The organism is Stenotrophomonas sp. MMGLT7 (assembly GCF_021168555.1).
Lineage (GTDB): Bacteria > Pseudomonadota > Gammaproteobacteria > Xanthomonadales > Xanthomonadaceae > MMGLT7.
This window is the reverse complement of the sequence record NZ_JAJOZS010000001.1, coordinates 540,628-558,365: the sequence shown is the minus strand read 5'-3', so window position 1 is coordinate 558,365 and position 17,738 is coordinate 540,628. Positions and strand designations below refer to the sequence as shown.

General features: G+C 70.4%; 12 protein-coding genes and 1 tRNA gene. 5 read left to right on the top strand and 8 right to left on the bottom strand.

Annotated elements, in window-relative coordinates:
- Positions 1-39 precede the first annotated feature (39 nt).
- Positions 40-720, bottom strand: coding sequence for an Lrp/AsnC family transcriptional regulator (locus LRX76_RS02565; protein WP_231801565.1), 681 nt, complete (start codon positions 718-720; stop codon positions 40-42).
- A gap of 436 nt (positions 721-1,156) precedes the next feature.
- Between LRX76_RS02565 and LRX76_RS02560 the strand changes: the two genes are divergently transcribed.
- Together LRX76_RS02560 and LRX76_RS02555 are read left to right on the top strand one after the other, a co-directional pair.
- A complete protein-coding gene (locus LRX76_RS02560; protein WP_231801563.1) occupies positions 1,157-2,260 on the top strand; it encodes an AraC family transcriptional regulator in 1,104 nt (367 codons plus the stop codon).
- Positions 2,261-2,371: 111 nt separating this feature from the next.
- Positions 2,372-3,688 carry a hypothetical protein gene (locus tag LRX76_RS02555; protein WP_231801561.1) on the top strand — a complete coding sequence of 439 codons (1,317 nt, stop codon included), beginning with the start codon at positions 2,372-2,374 and terminating at the stop codon, positions 3,686-3,688.
- 249 nt (positions 3,689-3,937) lie between these two features.
- On the opposite strand, the gene LRX76_RS02550 is transcribed toward LRX76_RS02555, so the two are convergent.
- The 3 genes from LRX76_RS02550 to argE form a co-directional block, all read right to left on the bottom strand.
- Positions 3,938-6,049, bottom strand: coding sequence for a TonB-dependent siderophore receptor (locus tag LRX76_RS02550; protein WP_231801559.1), 2,112 nt, complete (start codon positions 6,047-6,049; stop codon positions 3,938-3,940).
- A 351-nt stretch (positions 6,050-6,400) separates the two neighbouring features.
- The gene (locus LRX76_RS02545; RefSeq protein ID WP_231801557.1) at positions 6,401-7,705 is read right to left on the bottom strand and encodes an MFS transporter; all 1,305 of its coding nucleotides are present in this window, start codon (positions 7,703-7,705) and stop codon (positions 6,401-6,403) included.
- The gene (gene argE, locus LRX76_RS02540; RefSeq protein WP_231801555.1) at positions 7,702-8,874 is read right to left on the bottom strand and encodes an acetylornithine deacetylase; all 1,173 of its coding nucleotides are present in this window, start codon (positions 8,872-8,874) and stop codon (positions 7,702-7,704) included. Before argE ends, LRX76_RS02545 begins: the two co-directional genes overlap by 4 nt.
- 313 nt (positions 8,875-9,187) lie before the next feature.
- Between argE and LRX76_RS02535 the strand changes: the two genes are divergently transcribed.
- On the top strand, positions 9,188-10,813 hold the full coding sequence (locus LRX76_RS02535) for an alpha/beta hydrolase fold domain-containing protein (protein WP_231801553.1): 1,626 nt from the start codon (positions 9,188-9,190) through the stop codon (positions 10,811-10,813).
- Between the two features lie 208 nt (positions 10,814-11,021).
- Here the strand turns inward: LRX76_RS02535 and LRX76_RS02530 are convergent.
- From LRX76_RS02530 to LRX76_RS02515, 4 genes are all read right to left on the bottom strand, one after another.
- Positions 11,022-11,098: transfer RNA gene (locus LRX76_RS02530), tRNA-Pro, on the bottom strand.
- Positions 11,099-11,158: 60 nt separating this feature from the next.
- Entirely contained in the window at positions 11,159-11,266 is a 108-nt protein-coding gene (gene cydX, locus LRX76_RS02525) for a cytochrome bd-I oxidase subunit CydX (RefSeq protein ID WP_231801551.1), read from the bottom strand.
- Positions 11,267-11,353: 87 nt separating this feature from the next.
- Positions 11,354-12,505, bottom strand: a complete 1,152-nt coding sequence (gene cydB, locus LRX76_RS02520; RefSeq protein WP_231801549.1) for a cytochrome d ubiquinol oxidase subunit II — start codon at positions 12,503-12,505, stop codon at positions 11,354-11,356.
- A 21-nt stretch (positions 12,506-12,526) separates the two neighbouring features.
- A complete protein-coding gene (locus tag LRX76_RS02515) occupies positions 12,527-14,125 on the bottom strand; it encodes a cytochrome ubiquinol oxidase subunit I (protein WP_231801547.1) in 1,599 nt (532 codons plus the stop codon).
- A gap of 184 nt (positions 14,126-14,309) precedes the next feature.
- Between LRX76_RS02515 and cydD the strand changes: the two genes are divergently transcribed.
- The gene (cydD, locus tag LRX76_RS02510) at positions 14,310-16,031 is read left to right on the top strand and encodes a thiol reductant ABC exporter subunit CydD (protein WP_231801545.1); all 1,722 of its coding nucleotides are present in this window, start codon (positions 14,310-14,312) and stop codon (positions 16,029-16,031) included.
- A complete protein-coding gene (cydC, locus tag LRX76_RS02505; RefSeq protein ID WP_231801535.1) occupies positions 16,028-17,704 on the top strand; it encodes a thiol reductant ABC exporter subunit CydC in 1,677 nt (558 codons plus the stop codon). Before cydD ends, cydC begins: the two co-directional genes overlap by 4 nt.
- Positions 17,705-17,738 lie beyond the last annotated feature (34 nt).

Here is a 17,738-nt window from a genome sequence, read left to right as displayed (position 1 = left end):
CCAGGGATCATGCCGCTGCCGCCTGCGTCCCGGCGTGCTTCACGCGCGCCGCCTGCGGGTTCCTGCCGGCGGTGGAGGGGTTCGGCGCGCAGGGCCGTTCTGCGTCAGCGGGTAGCCGGCAAAGGGTTTCACGTCTTCCATCAGGAAGCTGGAGACCACCTTCTCCACGCCGAAATCGTGTTCCGTCATCTCCCGCAGGATGCGTTTCCAGTCGTGGATGTCGCTGACCACGACCCGCAGCATGTAGTCGTAATGCCCGCTGATGCGCAGCGATTCCACGATCTCCGGCGTGTTCCTGGCCCACGTGTCGAAATCCACGAAGCGGCCCACCGAATGCCGCTCGAAGGACAGCTGCGCGATCACGATGGTGGCGGCGCGGATCCGGTCGATCGCGACATGGGCGCGGTACCCGGTGATCAGGCCCCTTGCCTCCAGGTCGCGGATCCGGCGCAGGCAGGCGCTGGGCGACAGCGCCACCCGCTCGGCCAGCAGCCGGTTCTTGATCTGGGCGTCCTCCTGCAGGGCCTGCAGGATCTTCAGGTCGATCCGATCGAGCGAATCCTTGTGGGCCATGTCGTGAACTCGGGCGCAGCGCGTTCCCGGAAGTGTCGCCCGCGCGTGTGCATGCGACAACAGCCTGTGCGCAGCGAGGACCGGCGGCGCGGCGGAAACGCGCGTGGCGTATTCACGCGTGGAAACGTCCTGCCGGCGCGTTTGCATGCGTCGCGACGCCCGATTGTTGCGCCATCGGTCGGGATTTCCTTTCAAAAACATGCGGATAGGAGAACTCGCGGCGACCGCGGCGCCACTGGACAGCGCACGCGTGTCGGCTTTTCATGAAAGGGACGGAGCCGGACGGAGCGGCGGGGCGGCCGCAGACGCCTGGCGTGCCGGCGGAACGCCGCCCGAGGGCAGCGGGCGGCGCCGCGCGACGGGGTTGCATGGCGATGGCTCGCCGGTAGCGACAGAACCTTGGCCGTCGTTGCGGCATGCGCTGGAATGGCGGGTGCTGTTGGTGGTCCTCGACCGGAATGGTGTGGAACGCGCGGGCGGTAGCGGCCGCGGACATCGCTGCCGCAGGAAGCAGGCAGCCTGGTGGCGCCCGGCACAGGCAGGACGACCATGCGCCGGGCAGGCATAGAGGAGAGAAGCCTTCGTGATCCTCGACGATCGCACCATCGAAGAAATGCTTGGCTGTGCCGGGCGGCCGGCGGAAGTGACCCGCTGGCGCAGTACGGCGGTACATGAGGGCTGGCGCGAACCGCTGGTTTCCGGGCAGGGATTCCGGCATCGCTACGACGAAGCGATGGGCGACGGCGGCTGGGTGTTCCACCAGCTCAACGACGCCTTGTCGATGGCGCTCGTCGATTTCCGTGCCGCGCGGCCGCTGTCGCGGCTGCACCGCCACGACGACCACCTGGTGTTCTGCGCCTGGATCGAGGGGCGAAGCACGATTTCCGCCGGCGGCGGCCTGGCCGACGAGGAGCTCGCGCACGGGTTCTGCACGTTCTATGGCCTGCCCAGCGGCGAGGCCGTGCGCACCGTGTACGAACCGAACCGGCCCTTGCGCTGGGTCTCGATCTTCCTGCGGCGCGACCGCGTCAAGGAGGTGCTCGGCCTGGACGCGGCCGCGTTGCCGGCGATCTTCCGCGACTACATCCTCCAGCGTACGCCCACCGGCCTGCGCCACGTGCCGCTGGGCAACGTCGCCAGCATCGCGGCCACCCAGGCCTTCGAGTGCACCTACCAGGGCGAACTGCGGCGGCTTTACCTGATCGCCAAGGCGATCGAGATCGTATGCGCGGTGATCCAGTCGCACGTGGAAGACGACGATGCCGACGGCCCGGCGCTGCGGCGCGCCGATGTCGAGAAGATCGGCTTGGCCAGGCAGGTCATCGAGCAGAACCTCGACGATCCGCTGAGCGTGTCCGAACTCGCGGCCGTGGTGGGCATGACGGTCAAGAAGCTGCAGCACGGGTTCCAGCTGCTGTACCGCGGCAGCGTGGGGCAGGTCTACAAGCAGGTCAGGCTGTCGCGGGCGATGGTGCTGGTGAGGAAGAGCGACAAGCCGATGATCGACATCGCGATCGAATGCGGCTACGAATGTCCCGGCAGTTTCACCCGGGCGTTCAAGCTGGCGTTTGGCTCGTGCCCGACGCTGGTCCGGGCCACGGCGACGCGCGGCGTGCCGGTGGCGGAACGGCCGCATGGCCGGGCCGCGCATGCACCGGCATCCGCCGACGAGGCGCTGGTGAACTAGCCGCGCAGGGCCGCCCGCTGCCTTGCCGGGGAGGGGCGGGCCTGCGGCCGGCATCGTCCCTGCGCCATGATCGATGCATCGATCTTCCATCCATCATCTTCGAGAAGCCGCATGACCCCGAGGCATTCGATCATCGCCATCGCCCTTGCCGCCTGGGCCGTCACGGTGGACGCGTCCGCGTCTGCCTTGCCGGTACCCGATGGCGAACATGCCGTGGGCATGGCCAGGGCGGAATTCGTAGACCCGTCGCGCACACTCGATGCCAGTGACCCGGCCAGCGGACCGCGGCGGCTGCCGGCGACCGTGTGGTATCCCGCGGATGCGCCGGCCGCGGGCGAGGGCGCCGCCTACCTGGAGGACGCCGTCGCCGCCACCACGTTGCCGGCCATCGCCCGCAACTTCGGCTATGCCGGGGACGAACTGCACGGCGTCGCCGCCGCACGCACGGCGGTGCGCCCGGGCGCGCCGCCGGCGCGGGACCGGCGGGGGTTCCCGGTGGTGGTGTACAGCCACGGCCTGTTCCTGTACCCGGAGCAGAACAGCGCGCTCGCCGCGCGTCTGGCGAGCCATGGCTACATCGTCGTGTCGATCGCGCACCCCGGCGATGCGGCGGACGTCCGCCTGCAGGATGGACGCGTGGCGGCGACCCGCATCGGCGGCACGGACGACGATCCGCGCTTCGCCGAGGCCTGGAAGGTCCTGGCCGGAGGCGCCGACCTGGCCGTGCGCCGCGAAGCGCTCGACGTCTATGCGGAGGCGTTCCCCGGCACGCGCATCGGCCGCTCCTTCGCGCAGTGGCGCGACGACACCCTGGCCGTCGCCGCCGCCATCCTCGACCGCAGCGAACCGGGCCCCCTGCGCGAGGTGCTGGCGAGCGCGGACCGTGGACGTCTCGTCTTCGCCGGCATGTCGTTCGGCGGCGCCACCGCGGCCACCAGCTGCCGCCTGGTGGCCGCCTGCCGGGCGGCGGTCAACCTCGATGGGCAGAACTTCGACCCGGCGCTCTACGACCGCCCGGTGGAACGGCCGTTGCTGCTCATGCTCAGCGACTGGCCGCGCTATGGCCTGCTCGAAGGGCAGCCGCGGGAAGCGGACTTCAGTCCGAACGACCTCGCCTACGAACTGTGGAAGGACGCGGGCGAGGACGCCGAGGTGGTGCGCGTGCGCCTGCAGGGCAGCCGCCACCTGGGATTCACCGACCTCGTCGCCCTGCTGGACGGTCCCAAGCGGCAGGAACGGGTGGGCGAGATCGAGGGCGAGGTGGCGCTGTCGGCGACCGGCGACCTGGTCCTCGCCTTCCTCGACACCTACGTGCGCGGCGCCGATGCCGCCGGCATCGAGCGCGCGATCGGGCGTCATCCCGCGCTCGTGCGCCACGTGCCGCAGCGCATGAGGCGCTGGGCCGGCGAGACGGACCCGGCGCGGTAGCTGCGGGAGCGTTGCCGCGATCGGTGCGAACGTCCGTGGATCCGTGCCGTCGCGTCCGGTGGTCCGGAGGACTGCCGGGATGGGCAAGCCGGGATGGGGCGCTCCTTCTTCCGCAGGAGCGACCGTAGGAGCGACTTCAGTCGCGATGAGGCTCTACCGGTAAGGCCCATCGCGACTGAAGTCGCTCCTACAGTTACCCCTGTTGCTGCGCCAACGGACCTGCATCGATTCGAGATCGTCGCTGCGTACTCAGAATCGCCAGTTCAGGTTGAGGGCGTACTCGCGCGGCGCGCCGTAGTAGCTGACCGAATACAGGCTGCCGATGTACTTCTCGTCGGTGATGTTGTTGAGGTTGGCGCGCAGCGTGAGGTCGGGTGTGATGTCCCAGGCCGCGAAGGCGTTGAGCACCGCGTAGCCGCCCTGGCGCACCAGGTAGCCGCTGTAGCTGTCGGTGTTGGAGATCCTGCTCTGCCAGCGGCCGCCGACGCCGAGCGACAGCGCCGTGTAGCCGGGCACGCGCGTACTGAGCATCAGGTTGGCGGTGCGGCGCGGCACCCAGGCGTAGGTGTCGCTGCCGTCGTCGCCGTCCATCTTCAGCTGGGTGTAGCCGAACAGGAGCTCGGCATGCTCGCCGAGCTTTCCGCTCGCCTCGAACTCGAAGCCCTTCGACTCGATGTCGACGCCGGTGTAGTAGCCGAAGGCGTAGCCGTCCATGAACCGGGTGCCGCCGTAGGTGGCCAGCCCCTCCTGCCGGGCACTGAACCAGGCCAGCGTGGTCAGCAGGCGCCGGTCCAGCCATTCGGCCTTGACGCCGGCCTCGTAGTTCACGCCCTTGCTCGGATCGAGATAGCCGCGATCGTAGCCGACCTGCTCCTGCGGCTGGAAGATGTACGAGTAGTTGACGTAGCCGAGCACGGTGTCGGTGAAGTCGAAGGTCAGGCCGGCGTAGGGGGCGAGGTTGCGCTCGGTCTGGTCGAAGGACACGTCCGTGTTGTCGACGCCGTCGCGCTGGTACTCGGCCCAGTTGAAGCCGACGATGGCCTTGAAGCGCTCGCTCAGCGACAGCCGCGCCGCGCCGAACACGCGCGTCAGCCGCTGGTTCAACGTGGTGTAGACGGTGCGTGCGCCCCACGCCGGCTCGGGGATGGCGTCGCCGGCATAAGGGAAGCCGGGCAGTGCGCGGAAGGCGGGGCCGCCGAAGTCGGTCGGGTTGTACCATTCCGTTCCCTCGCTCCTGGCCGTACTCGCCCCGAGCATCGCCTCGTGCTCGCGGCCGAACAGGTCGAAGTGGCCATTGAGGGTGATGTCGCCCAGGTGCGCGGTCGTCCTGTACGGGCTCTTGTAGGCCCAGCCGACGAGGCCCGCGCCGGTCGCCGGGTCCAGGCCGGTGGGGGAGTAGGCCATGAACAGCTGGGAGTCGTGGTCGTAGAGGCGGTAGTTGTAGGACGCCTTCAGTTGCCAGCGGTCGCCGAGCCGGTGGCTGTAGTCGACGAAGCCGGCATGGGTGGTCGAGTTCCAGTACGTCCAGTCCTGTGTGGTCGAGGCGCTGCGGTCCCATCCGATCTGGCTGCCGTCGCTGGCCGAGAAGGTCAGCGCCCCCCACATGTTGCCGCTGGTGTCGGCCTTCTGCCAGGAATAGCCGAGCGCCAGCGTGCCGTTCTCGCCGACCTGGCCGTCGACCACGCCATAGAAGTAGCTGCGGTCGCTCTCGAAGCCGCGCAGGTAGGAGTCGCTGTCCTCGCGCGCGGCCACCACGCGGCCGGCCCAGGTGCCGTCCTCGGTGAACGGCGTCGAGTAGTCGGCCTCGAAGCGGCGGCGGTTGTCCGAGCCGAAGGTGATGCCGGCCTGCCCCTGCGCCTGGTTGGTGGGGCGCTTGCGCACGTAGTTGATCGTGCCCGAGGCGTTGCCGACGCCGGTGAGCAGGCCGTTGGCGCCGCGGATCACTTCCAGCTTCTCGAAGCCGAAGGCGTCCATGGCGTTGGTGACCACGCCCCAGCCGTTGGGCAGGCCCACGCCGTCGATCTGCGTGTTCTTGATCTCGAAGCCGCGGGCGAGGAAGTGCGTGAGGTTGGTCGAGACCTGCTCGACCTGGATGCCGGTGGCCAGGCGCAGGGCGTCGTTGAGGCTGTCGGCGCCGAACTGGTCCATCTGCTCCTTGCTCACCACGCTGATCGACTGCGGGGTCTCCTTGATGTCCAGGTCGAGGTTGGTCGCGCCGTTGCTGACGCGGCTGGCGCGCTGGCCGACCACCAGCACCTTGTCCAGGTCGGTGGCCTGCGTGGAGGCGGACGTGCCGGTGCTCTGCGCATGCGCGCCCGTGGCGGCCAGCAGGCCCGCGGTCAGCAGGGAAAGGGAGGGCAAGCCTGTTGCGCGTTGACAAGAAGTGGTCATGGGATTCCTGGGGCGAATGGCTGGCGGGCGTTGCAGGAAGGGCGAAGCTGGGCGAGGCGGAACCAGGCCGGCTGCGGACGCGGGCCGGCACCGCGGCTCCGTCCCTGGTGCTGTCCCGGGCCGGCACCGCTGGCGGCCCCGCATGGCGGCGGACGACGCCGGGCGCGCGGGGGAGGCCGCGGCTGTCACGTTCGAGCGGGCAGGCGGGTCCGTGTGATCCTCGCGTTCCCGGGCATCCCGGACGGCGAGTGCGCGCCTGCCTGCTTGACGATGAACTTGACGCAGCCGGCGCGGGCTTGCTTAGCGGATCGGAGTGGGTCCTTATCCATTCGATGCCGGCGGCCGCGCACCGGCCTCGCACGCGGCGATGTCGCCGCGCAGATGCCGTGCCGCCATGGCGAAGCCGAACACCGACACGACCGAACCGGCCATCGCCGCGAGCATGGCGTAGCGCAGCGAGTCCTCGCCCAGCGCCGGCCTCCACAGGTCGCTGGCCATGCCGACGAATTGCGGGCCCAGGCCGAGGCCGACGATGTTGTCGATCAGGATCAGGGTCGCGACCGCGGTCGCACGGCTGCGCAACGGCACCAGCCGCTGGACGATGGTGATCGTCGGGCCGATGAAAGCGGCGGTCAGCGACAGCGGCACCACCGCGGCCGCCAGTGCGATGCCGGTGTCGTTCGCGAGGAAGCACAGCGGCGCCAGCGGCAGCGGCGCCAGGGCCGCGATCGCCGGCACGTAGGAATACCAGCGTTGGTCGTTGCGCCCGAGGCGGTCGGCGAAGTGGCCCGCGGCATAGGTCGCCAGGCCGCCGCATACGCCCATGATCAGGGCCATGGCGATGCCGATGCCGCTGGTGGACATGCCATGGCTGCGGGCGAGGAACAGCGGGAAGAAGCTCCCCAGCGCGTAGGCGGTGAAGCAGGTCGAACATGCGCCGAGCGCGGTGTAGCGGAATGCGCGGCTGCGCCACAGCTGCCGCATCACCGTGGCGAGGGCGGGCGCGTCCGAGTGCGGCGCGGCGCCATCGTTGCCGCCGCGCGGCGGGTCGCGCACCGTCGCCAGCAGCACCACGGTCAGCGCCAGGCCGGGCAGGCCGGCGACGATGAAGGCCACGCGCCAGCCCCAGGCCTGGGCGATCGCGCCGCCGGCAGCGAACGCGACGAGCACGCCGAGGTTGGCGCCGGTGGCGTAGATGGCCTGTGCCCGTCCGCGCCGTTGCGGTGGATACAGGTCGGTGATCATGGTCTGCGAGGCCGGACCGGTGCCGGCTTCGCCCACCCCGGTCAGGATGCGGGCCACCGCCAGTTGCCAGAACTGGGCCACCAGGCCGCAGGCGATCGTCATCGCCGAGAACAGCGCCAGCGAGGCCGCGATCAGCCGGCGGCGGTTGACCCGGTCGGCCAGCAACGCCAGCGGCAGGCCCATCGTCGCGTAGAAGAAGGCGAACGTCGGGCCCACCAGCAGGCCGAGGAAGGTGTCCGACAGGTCGAACTCCGCCTTCACCTGCGGCAGCAGGATCGCCATGACCTGGCGATCGATGAAGTTCACCAGGTAGATCGAGGTGAGGACGCCGAGGGTCCAGTTGCGGCCGCCGACGAAGCGGCCGGTGCTGTCGGCGCTCACGTGCGCAGTTCCTCGACCAGGCGGTCCATGAACGCTTCGGCCGCTTCGAGCTGGCGGGTCTCGATGTATTCGTCCGGCTGGTGGGCCTGGGCGATCCGGCCCGGGCCGCAGATCACGGTCGGCAGTCCGGCGCGTTCGAACAACCCCGCCTCGGCGACATAGGCGGCGACCTCGCGCTCGGTCGTGCCGGCCAGTCGCGACACCAGCTCCAGCGCGGGTGCGTTGCCGGCCCCGGTCAGCGGCGGCACGTCGGACAGGATCTCGGTGGCGATGCCGCAGTCCGGGAAGCGCGCGCGGATCGCCGATTGCAGTTGCCGGGCGTAGGCGTCCACCTCGTCGTACACCGCGCGCGCTTCGCCGGGCGATGCCGAGCGGATGTCCCAGACGAAGGAGCACTCCCGGGCGAGGATGTTCGGCGCGGTGCCGCCGTGGACCAGGCCGATCGTGACCGTGGCATGCGGCGGCTCGAAGCCGGTCGCGGCCGCCGGGGCCGCGGCCAGGCGGTCGGCGATCTCGACGATCCGTCCCATCAGCCGCGTTGCCACGATGTTCGCGCTGACCCCGAGATGGGTCTGGCTCGAATGCGCCTCGTGGCCGAGCACGGTGGTGCGCAGGCCCATGATGCCCTTGTGGCGGTCCACGATCCGCATGCCGGTCGGTTCGCCGACGATCGCCAGGGCCGGCCGCGGTACCTTGGCCAGGAGCGCCTCGATCAGCGACGGCGCGCCGAGCAGGCCCACTTCCTCGTCGTAGGACAGCGCGAAATGGACCGGCCGTCGGAGCCCGGCGGCGAGCATCGCCGGCACCCGCGACAGGCCGGCGGCGAGGAAGCCCTTCATGTCCGCCGTGCCGCGGCCGTGCAGCCGGCCGTCGCGCTCGTGCAGCGTCCAGGGGTCGGTGCTCCAGGCCTGCCCGTCGACCGGCACGACGTCGGTGTGCCCGGACAGCACCACGCCGCCGGCGACCTCGGGACCGATGGAGAACAACAGGTTCGCCTTCCCGCCCGCCGCGTCCGCGACCCGCATCGAGCGCACGCCCAGCGCATCGAGCCATGCCTCGACCGCCTCGACCAGGGCGAGGTTGGAATGGCGCGACGTGGTGTCGAAGGCGACCAGCCGCGCGAGCCATTCGCGCGCGCTGGGGGAGGCGGCGGAGTCGATGGTGGCCAAGGTCCGTCCTGTCGCTGGGGAGTTCCCCGAGCCTAGCCGCGCGCCGCCGCGATGGACATGCCGATCGGGACGCCGGCTTAGCCGAAACATGCCCGCTCCGGGCGCGGCAGCGGCGGCCCAGGCGCCGCGCACGGACGCGTGGCCAGGGCGGACGGGCCCGTTCGGCACAGTCGGGGAGCGGGATGGCGAAGCGGCCGGCCTGGGGCGTGGACAGCATGGGGCCGCGATGCCCGATCGACCGCGCTGGCCAGCCCATGGCGTGGCCTCGCCCGTCGTCCGAGCTTCGTCGCCTTCTTCCCAATGCATCCGGATCATGTCCCATCCTTCCCCGTTCCAGCCGCTTTCCCCGCGTGACGTCGCCGACCTCGTCGCGGAACAGCCGCTCGCCTGGATCGTCTCCGGCCCGGCCGGCGCGCTGTCGGCCACGCCGCTGCCGGTCCAGCTCGAGTGCGACCCGGATGGGCGCCCGCTGCGCCTGCTCGGGCACTTCGCCCGCAGCAACCCGCACTGGCCGGCGTTCGCCGAACATCCGCGCGCCAGCGTGCTGCTGATCGGCCCGCACGGCTACGTCTCGCCGTCCTGGTTCGGCGATCGCAGCCGCGCGCCGACCTGGAACTACGCCGCGGCCGTGTTCGAGGTGGACATCGAACTGCGCGATTCGCAAGGGGATGCCGAACGGCTGCTGCGCGGCCTGGTCGGCGACATGGAGCAGGGGCGTCCCGGCGCATGGCGGATCGAGGAGATGGGGGAGCGCTACTTCGCGTTGCGCCAGGGCATCGTCGGTTTCCATGCGCACGTCCGCAGCGTCCGTGCCACCTTCAAGCTGGGCCAGGACGAGCGCGACGACGTGTTCGACGACATCCTGCGCGGGCTCTGGAGCACGGGACACCATGGCCTGGCCGCGTGGATGCGTCGATTCGACGGAGGCCGCGGTGCCGACGCCATCGCGGCCATCGCGCCGCGTGCCAGGCCGATCGATCCGGAAATCGCCGGCTTCATCGACAGCGTGATCGCCGAAGGCCGGCGGATCACCGCGGGCCGCACGCTGGACTGGCCGGCCCGCCGCGAGATCGTGGAACAGGTGCGCCGCCCCTGGCGCGAAGGCGGCCCGGCGATCGCGCGCAGCGCGGAAATCCTTGCCGATACCCGCCACGGACCGGTTCGCCTGCGCATCCACGATCCCGCGCCCGGCACCTCCAAGCCGACGCTTGGCTACCTGCATGGCGGGGGCTGGGCGATGTTCAGCCTGGACACCCACGACCGCGTGATGCGCGAGCTGGCGGCGCGTGCCGGTGTCGCCGTGGTCGGCATCGACTATGCGCTGTCGCCCGAGGCGCGCTACCCGGTGGCACTGGAACAGGTGGTCGACGTGGTCCGCTGGCTGCAGCGGCACGGTGCGGCGCACGGGCTCGACGCGGGCCGGCTGGCGCTCGGCGGCGACTCGGCCGGCGGCAACCTGAGCACGGGCGCCGTACTGAAGCTGCGCGACCTTGGCGAGGGGCACCGCGTCGGCGCCGTCCTGAGCTACTACGCCGGCTTCGCGCCCGACTGCTCGCCGCATTCGCGCCGCCGCTACGGCACCGACCAGGACATGCTGACCGCCGGCGAGGTCGATGCGTTCTGGAACCACTACCTCTCCCGGCCCGCCGATCGCGACGATCCCTATGTCCACGGCCTGCTTGCGGAACTGGAAGGGCTGCCCCCGTACTTCATCGGCGTCGGCGAGTGCGATGTGCTGAGCGAGCAGAACATGGCGATGGCCGGCAAGCTGCTCGCATCCGGCGTGAGCGTCGATGTGAAGCTGTACCGCGGCGCGCCGCACAGCTTCATCGAGGCGGTGTCGGTGTCGTCCATCGCCCGGCAGGCGCTGGACGATGGCGCCGCGTTCCTGTGCCGTGTGTTCGGCCTTGCCCCCGTGGTTTCCGCAGCCGCTGGCTGAGCCAGTCCGCCGGGATGCACCGGGGACACATTGGCGAAGGGGAGGAGCCATCGCCGCGATCCCGGGCTGGCGTCGCGGCCGGGGCAGCGGCGACGGCCGGGCGGGCACGCACCGGCGCGCCGGCAGGAGGGGCGTGCATCCGATCGCCGCCGTGCGGCAACGAAAAAGCCGGCGCAAGGCCGGCTTCTTCGTAAATCGTTGAATCTGTTGGTCGGGGAGACAGGATTCGAACCTGCGACCTCTACGTCCCGAACGTAGCGCTCTACCAGACTGAGCTACACCCCGAAGGAGCCGCACATGATACGGGGTCGATCATGCGTCGGCAAGTTCCAGACGAGAAAAATTTCAGTCCGGGTAGCGGGCGTTCTGTTCGCGCGCCTCGAACCACATGCCGTTGAGGATCGCGGCCAGCGAGGCCAGGCCGGTACCCAGAATCCAGGCGAAGTACCACATGGTCAATCTCCTTTGATCTGTATGCAGCTCCGTCTGCAGGAGCCCGCGCATCCATGCGCGGGATTCGAATGACGATCAGAATGACGATCAGTAGGCGTTGGGGTTTTCGCCCATCTCGCCGGCGGTGACCTTGCCCTTGAGCACGCGGAACACCCACGTGGTGTAGGCCAGGATGATCGGCAGGAAGACGATCGTGCACAGCAGCATGATCCACAGCGTCAGGTGGCTGCTGGAGGCATCCCACAGGGTCAGGCTGGAGCCCGGCTGGCTGGAGGAGGGCAGCAGGAACGGGAAGATCGCGAAGCCGACGGTGAAGATGATGCCGGCGATGGCCAGGCCCGAGCAGATGAACGCCAGTCCGCCGCGGCGCTTGACCAGCAGCACCGCGCTGAGCAGCAGGCCGAGCACGCCGACGACCGGTGCCAGGATGGTCAGCGGCATGGTCTGGTAGTTGTGCAGCCAGCCCCCGGCCGCACCGATCTGCGCCGTCTTCAGCAGCGGGTTGGTTTCGGCATCGGTCGCCGCCATGGAGGTGACCTCGTAGCCGGGCAGGCCCAGCGCCACCCACACCCCGCCCAGTGCGAACAGCACCACCGCCACGATCGCCGAGATGCTGCCGTAGCGGGCGGCGCGGTCGGCCACCGGGCCGTCGAGCTTGATCACCAGCATCGCCGCGCCGTGGGCCACCAGCATGGCCACGCTGAGCAGGCCGGCCAGCAGCGCGAACGGCATCAGCAGCCCGAAGAAGTTGCCGGTGTAGAAGATGCGCATGCTGTCGTCGAAGTGGAACGGCACGCCCAGCACCACGTTGCCCACCGCCACGCCCATGATCAGCGCCGGGATGAAGCCGCCGACGAACAGCGCCCAGTCCCAGTTGTTGCGCCAGCGCGGGCTGGTCAGCTTGCCGCGGTACTTGAAGCCGACCGGCCGCAGGATCAGCGCGAACAGGATCACGAACATCGCCAGGTAGAACCCGGAGAAGCTCACCGCGTACAGCGGCGGCCAGGCGGCGAAGATCGCGCCGCCGCCCAGGATCAGCCACACCTGGTTGCCTTCCCATACCGGGCCGATGGTGTTGACCACCAGCCGGCGTTCCTCGTCGTTCCTGGCCACGAACGGCAGCAGGGTGCCGACGCCGAGGTCGAAGCCGTCCATCACGGCGAAACCGATCAGCAGTACGCCGAGCAGCAGCCACCAGATCACGCGCAGCGTGGTGTAGTCGAGCAGAATGAAGTCCATGTTGGTTCTCCTGGCGGCCGGTTACGGCTGGCCGCCGGCCAGTGCGTCGTTGACGGGGGCAGTGCGCAGCTGCGGCTGTGGCTGCGAGGGCAGCGGCGGTGCCAGTTCGTCCGGGCCCTTGCGGATGGACCTGAGCATCAGCTTGATCTCGATGATCAGCAGCGTGGTGTAGATCGCCACGAAGCCGGCCAGCGACAGCAGGATCTCATGCAGGGCCAGGCCCGAGGCCGCGTAGAAGGTCGGCAGCACGCCGTCCACCGCCCACGGCTGGCGGCCGTACTCGGCCACGAACCAGCCGCACTCGATGGCGATCCACGGCGCCGGCAGCGTCCACAGCGCCAGCTTGAGGAACCAGCGCTTGTCCTCGAAGTTGTGCCTGCAGGAGAAGTAGAACGACACCGCGAAGAAGGCGATCAGGTAGAAGCCCAGGCCGGCCATGACGCGGAAGGTCCAGAACAGCGGCAGCACACGGGGCACCGTGTCCAGCGCGGCCTTGGAGATCTCCTCCGGGGTGGCGTTGAGGACGTCGTCGCGGTAGCGCTTGAGCAGCAGGGCATGGCCCAGGTCCTGCCAGTGGCGGTCGAACACCTCGCGTGCCTCGGTGTCCTGCTTGTCGGCGCGCAGGCGCTGCAGCGCGCCGTAGGCCAGCTGGCCGCCGCGGATGCGGTGCTCGGCGCGGTCCACCAGCTCCAGGATGCCGGGGATCGGCTGGTTCAGCGAGCGCGTGGCGATCAGGCCCATCAGGTAGGGGATCTTGATCGCGTAGTCGTTCTTGCCGGTCTCCTGGTTGGGGATGCCGAAGGCGGTGAAGTCGGCAGGCGCCTGCTCGGTCTCCCACATCGCCTCGATCGCGGCCAGCTTCATCTTCTGGTGCTCGCTGGCGGCGTAGCCGCTCTCGTCGCCCAGCACCACCACCGACAGCGAGGACAGCAGGCCGAACGCGGCCGCCACCGCGAACGAGCGGCGGGCGATGTCGCGGTTCTTGCCGCGCAGCAGGTAGAACGCGCTGATCGACATCACGAACACCGCGCCGGTCACGTAGCCGGCGCTGACGGTATGCACGAACTTGGCCTGCGCCACCGGGTTGAGCAGCACCGCGGCGAAGTCGACCACCTCCATGCGCATGGTTTCGGGGTTGAACACCGCACCCACCGGGAACTGCATCCAGCCGTTGGCGATCAGGATCCACAATGCCGACAGGTTGCTGCCCAGGGCCACCAGCCAGGTCACCGTCAGGTGCTGCACCTTGGACAGCCGTCCCCAGCCGAAGAAGAACAGGCCGATGAAGGTCGCTTCCAGGAAGAACGCCATCAGCCCCTCGATGGCCAGCGGCGCGCCGAAGATGTCGCCGACGTAGTGACTGTAGTACGACCAGTTCATGCCGAACTGGAACTCCATGACGATGCCGGTACCGACACCCATGGCGAAGTTGATGCCGAACAGCACGCCCCAGAAGACGGTCATGCGGCGCCAGACATCCTTGCCGGTCATCACATACACGCTCTCCATGATGGCGAGCAGGAAGGACAACCCGAGGGTAAGAGGGACGAAGAGGAAGTGGTACATCGCGGTCAGTGCGAACTGCAGCCGCGACAGTTCAACGACTGTCGAGTCGATCATGGCTGTTACCTTGGGTTAAGGCCTACGGTGGGTGGAGCGCATCATCGGCGCTGATGCTGCGCCCGGCCTTGATCCAGATCAATGGTAAACGCCCCTTTGCCGCCGATACTGCGACGATAGGTCGCGTATGGCCCGTCGAAAATGAAAAGATGATGCCGTCGCCCATCGCTATCGGAACCTGCATTTGAGCCCGCCCGAGGAAACGCCGGAACTTCGACGCCAACGCGCGCAGTGGCTTGCAGGTCTGGGGTGGCGTGCGGCGGGCCGGCGACGCCTGGCCGGCCTGGCCATCGCGCTGTCCGGCGCCCTGCTGATCGGGCAGGCGGCGGCGATCGCCTGGCTGGTGCAGGCCTTGCTGGTGGAGCGGCGCCCGCTGGACCAGTGCGTGGCCGCGTTCGTCGCGCTGGCCGCGGTGATGGTGCTGCGCAGCATGCTCGGCGCCGCCTGGCAGTCGGCGGCCGGCGACGTCGCCGATGCCGCGCGCCTGGAATTGCGCCGCCGGGTCTACCGGCAGCTGCTGGGCAAGGGGCCGCTGTGGCTGCGCGGCCAGCGTACCGGCGAGCTGGGCGAGCTGCTGCTTGCCCATGGCGATGCGCTGGAGGGCTACTACTCCGGCTACCAGCCGGCGCGCACCGAGATCATGGTGGTGCCGTTGCTGATCATCGTCGCGGTGGCCTGGGCGAACTGGGTGGTGGCGGTGATCTTCGTCATGACCGCGCCGCTGGTGCCGCTGTTCATGATGCTGGTGGGCTGGGGCGCGGAGGCGGCCGGGCGCCGGCAGTTGCGCGAGATGGCGCGCATGGGCGGGCATTTCGCCGATCGCCTGAAGGGACTGGGCCTGCTGCGCCTGTACGGGCGCGGCGAGGCCGAGCTGGAAGGGGTGGAGCGCGCCGCCGAAGGCGTGCGCGAGGGCTCGCTGCGGGTGCTGCGCATCGCCTTCCTGTCCTCGACCGTGCTGGAATTCTTCGCCTCGGTGAGCGTGGCCATGGTGGCGCTGTACCTGGGCCTGAGCTACCTGGGCATGATCTCGCTGGTGACGATCATGCCGACGCTGGGCATCGGCGTGTTCTGCCTGCTGCTGGCGCCGGAGTTCTATGCGCCGTTGCGGCGGCTGGCCGCGCACTACCACGACCGTGCCAACGCGCTGGCGGCCGCGGCGGAGATCGAGCGGCTGCTGGGGGCGCTGCCGGTGGCCGAGGGCGCGCCGTCGCCGCCGGTGCCGGCCACCGCGATCGAACTGGAGCCGGCCCAGCTGCACGCGCCGCTGCTGGCCGCCCGCGACCTGTGGCTGCGCCCGCAAGGCGCCGGCCACGACGTGGTGCAGGACCTGTCCTTCGAGCTGCAGTCCGGACAGCGGCTGGCGCTGGTCGGTCCCAGTGGCAGCGGCAAGAGCACGCTGCTGGAGGCCATCGCCGGCTGGCTGCCGCCGCGCCAGGGCAGCCTGGTGCACCGCCCGGACCTGCGCATCGGCTATGCCGGACAGCGCCCCTACCTGTTCCAGGGGACGATCGCCGAAAACCTGCGCCTGGCCGACCCGCAGGTCAGCGACGCGCGCCTGCAGGCGGTGGCCGAGGCCGCGCAGGTGATGCGCTTCGCCCGGCGCCTGCCGCACGGGCTGGACACGCAGATCGGCGAGCGCGGCTTCGGCCTGTCGGGTGGCGAGGCACGGCGCATCGGCCTGGCGCGGCTGCTGCTGCGCGACCCCGAGCTGCTGCTGCTCGACGAGCCCACCGCCTTCCTCGACGCCGATACCGAAGCCGACCTGTTGGCCGCGCTGGCGGTATTCGCGCGCGGCCGCAGCGTGATCGTGGCGACCCACAGCCCGGTGGTGATGCGCTGGGCGGATACCGAGCTGCGTCTGGCGGCCGTCGCCGCGGCCGACGCGGCGAAGGAGGTGCCGGCATGAGCACGCGCGATGGGCTGGCCGGTGTCTTCCTGCGCCACCGCCGGCGCCTGCTAGCCTCGGCGGCATTGGTGCTGGCGACGATGCTGGCCGGAGTGGGCCTGCTCGGCCTGTCCGGCGGCTTCCTCACCGCCGCGGCGCTGGCCGGCGCCGCCGGCATGGCGGCCGGCTTCAACTTCTTCTCGCCTTCCGGCGGCATCCGTGCGCTGACCTTCGCGCGCATCGTGTCGCGCTACGGCGAGAAGCTGATCGGCCACGACGCCACCTTGCGCATCGCCCGCGACCTGCGGGTGTGGTTCTTCCGCCGCGCGCTGCCGCTGGCGCCGGCCAAGCTGGGCGCGACCCGCACCGGCGAGCTGCTGGCACGGCTGATGGGCGACATCGGCGAGGTCGATGGCCTGACCGTGCGCGCGCTGGCACCGCTGGCCGCGCTGGCCGGCATCGGCCTGGTCGGCATCGGCGCCGCGGCCGTGATCCATTGGCCCGCGGCGGTGCTGCTGGCGCTGCTGGCGCTGGCTATCGGCTTCGCCGTGCCGGCGCTGGTGGCGGCGAGCGGGCAACTGCGCGAGCGCGAGCGCGCCGCGCGTCGCACCGAACTGCGCACGCTCGCCTACGAGGGCCTGGAAGGCGCCGCCGACCTGCAATCGCTCGACGCCCAGCCGGCGTGGATCGCGCAGGTGGACGCGGCGGCGGTGGCGCTGGCGGCGACCGACCGCCGCCAGCGTCGCCGCCTGGTCGCCGGCCAGGCGGTGCACGCGCTGCTGGCGGCCGTCGGCCTGCTGGGCATGCTGTGGCTGGCGCTGTCGGCGGCCGCGCGGGGGATCATCGAGCCGGCGATGGCGGCCGTGCTGGTGTTCATGACCATCGGCCTGCTGGAGGTGTGGGCCGGCGCCGGCCTGGCCTGGCAGTCGCTGCAGTCCGGGCGGGTGGCCGCGCGGCGCCTGCAGCAGATCGCCGGGCAGTCGCCTGGCGTGGCCGACCCGTTGCGACCGGTACCGCTGCCCGCAACCGGCGCGGTGCGTTTCGAGCAGGTGACGTTCGCCTGGCCCGGCAGCACGCGCAAGCTGCTCGACGGCCTGGACCTGGAGATCGCGCCGGGCGAGCGGGTGGCCATCCATGGCGACAGCGGCTGCGGCAAGACCACGCTGTCGTCGCTGCTGCTGCGGCTGTGGGACCCGCAAGCGGGCATCGTGCGCTACGGCGGCGTGGACCTGCGCCAGGCGGCCCAGGCCGATTGGCACCGGCACCTGGCCTGGCTGCCGCAGGGCGCGCCGGTATTCGCCGGCAGCGTGCGCGAGAACCTGCGCATCGGCGACCCGGCGGCCAGCGACGAGGCGATGTGGCAGGTGCTGGCCGAGGTCAGGCTCGACGGCTGGGGACGCCAGCTCGGCGGCCTGGATGCCTGGGTCGGCGAGAACGGCGCGACCATGTCGGCCGGGCAGGCGCGGCGGCTGGCACTGGCGCGGGCGCTGCTGCGCAACGCGCCGCTGATGGTGCTGGACGAGCCCACCGAAGGCCTGGACGTGGACACCGCGCAGGCGCTGATGACCGACCTCGCCACCGCGCTGGGCGATCGCAGCCTGCTGCTGATCAGCCACGACGAACTGCCCGCGGGCGTGGTGCATCGCAACTACCGGCTGCAGGGCGGCAGGCTGGCGGAAATGCCGCTTGCCTGACGTAGCCGCGGCGGACACAATCGCCTCGTGCACC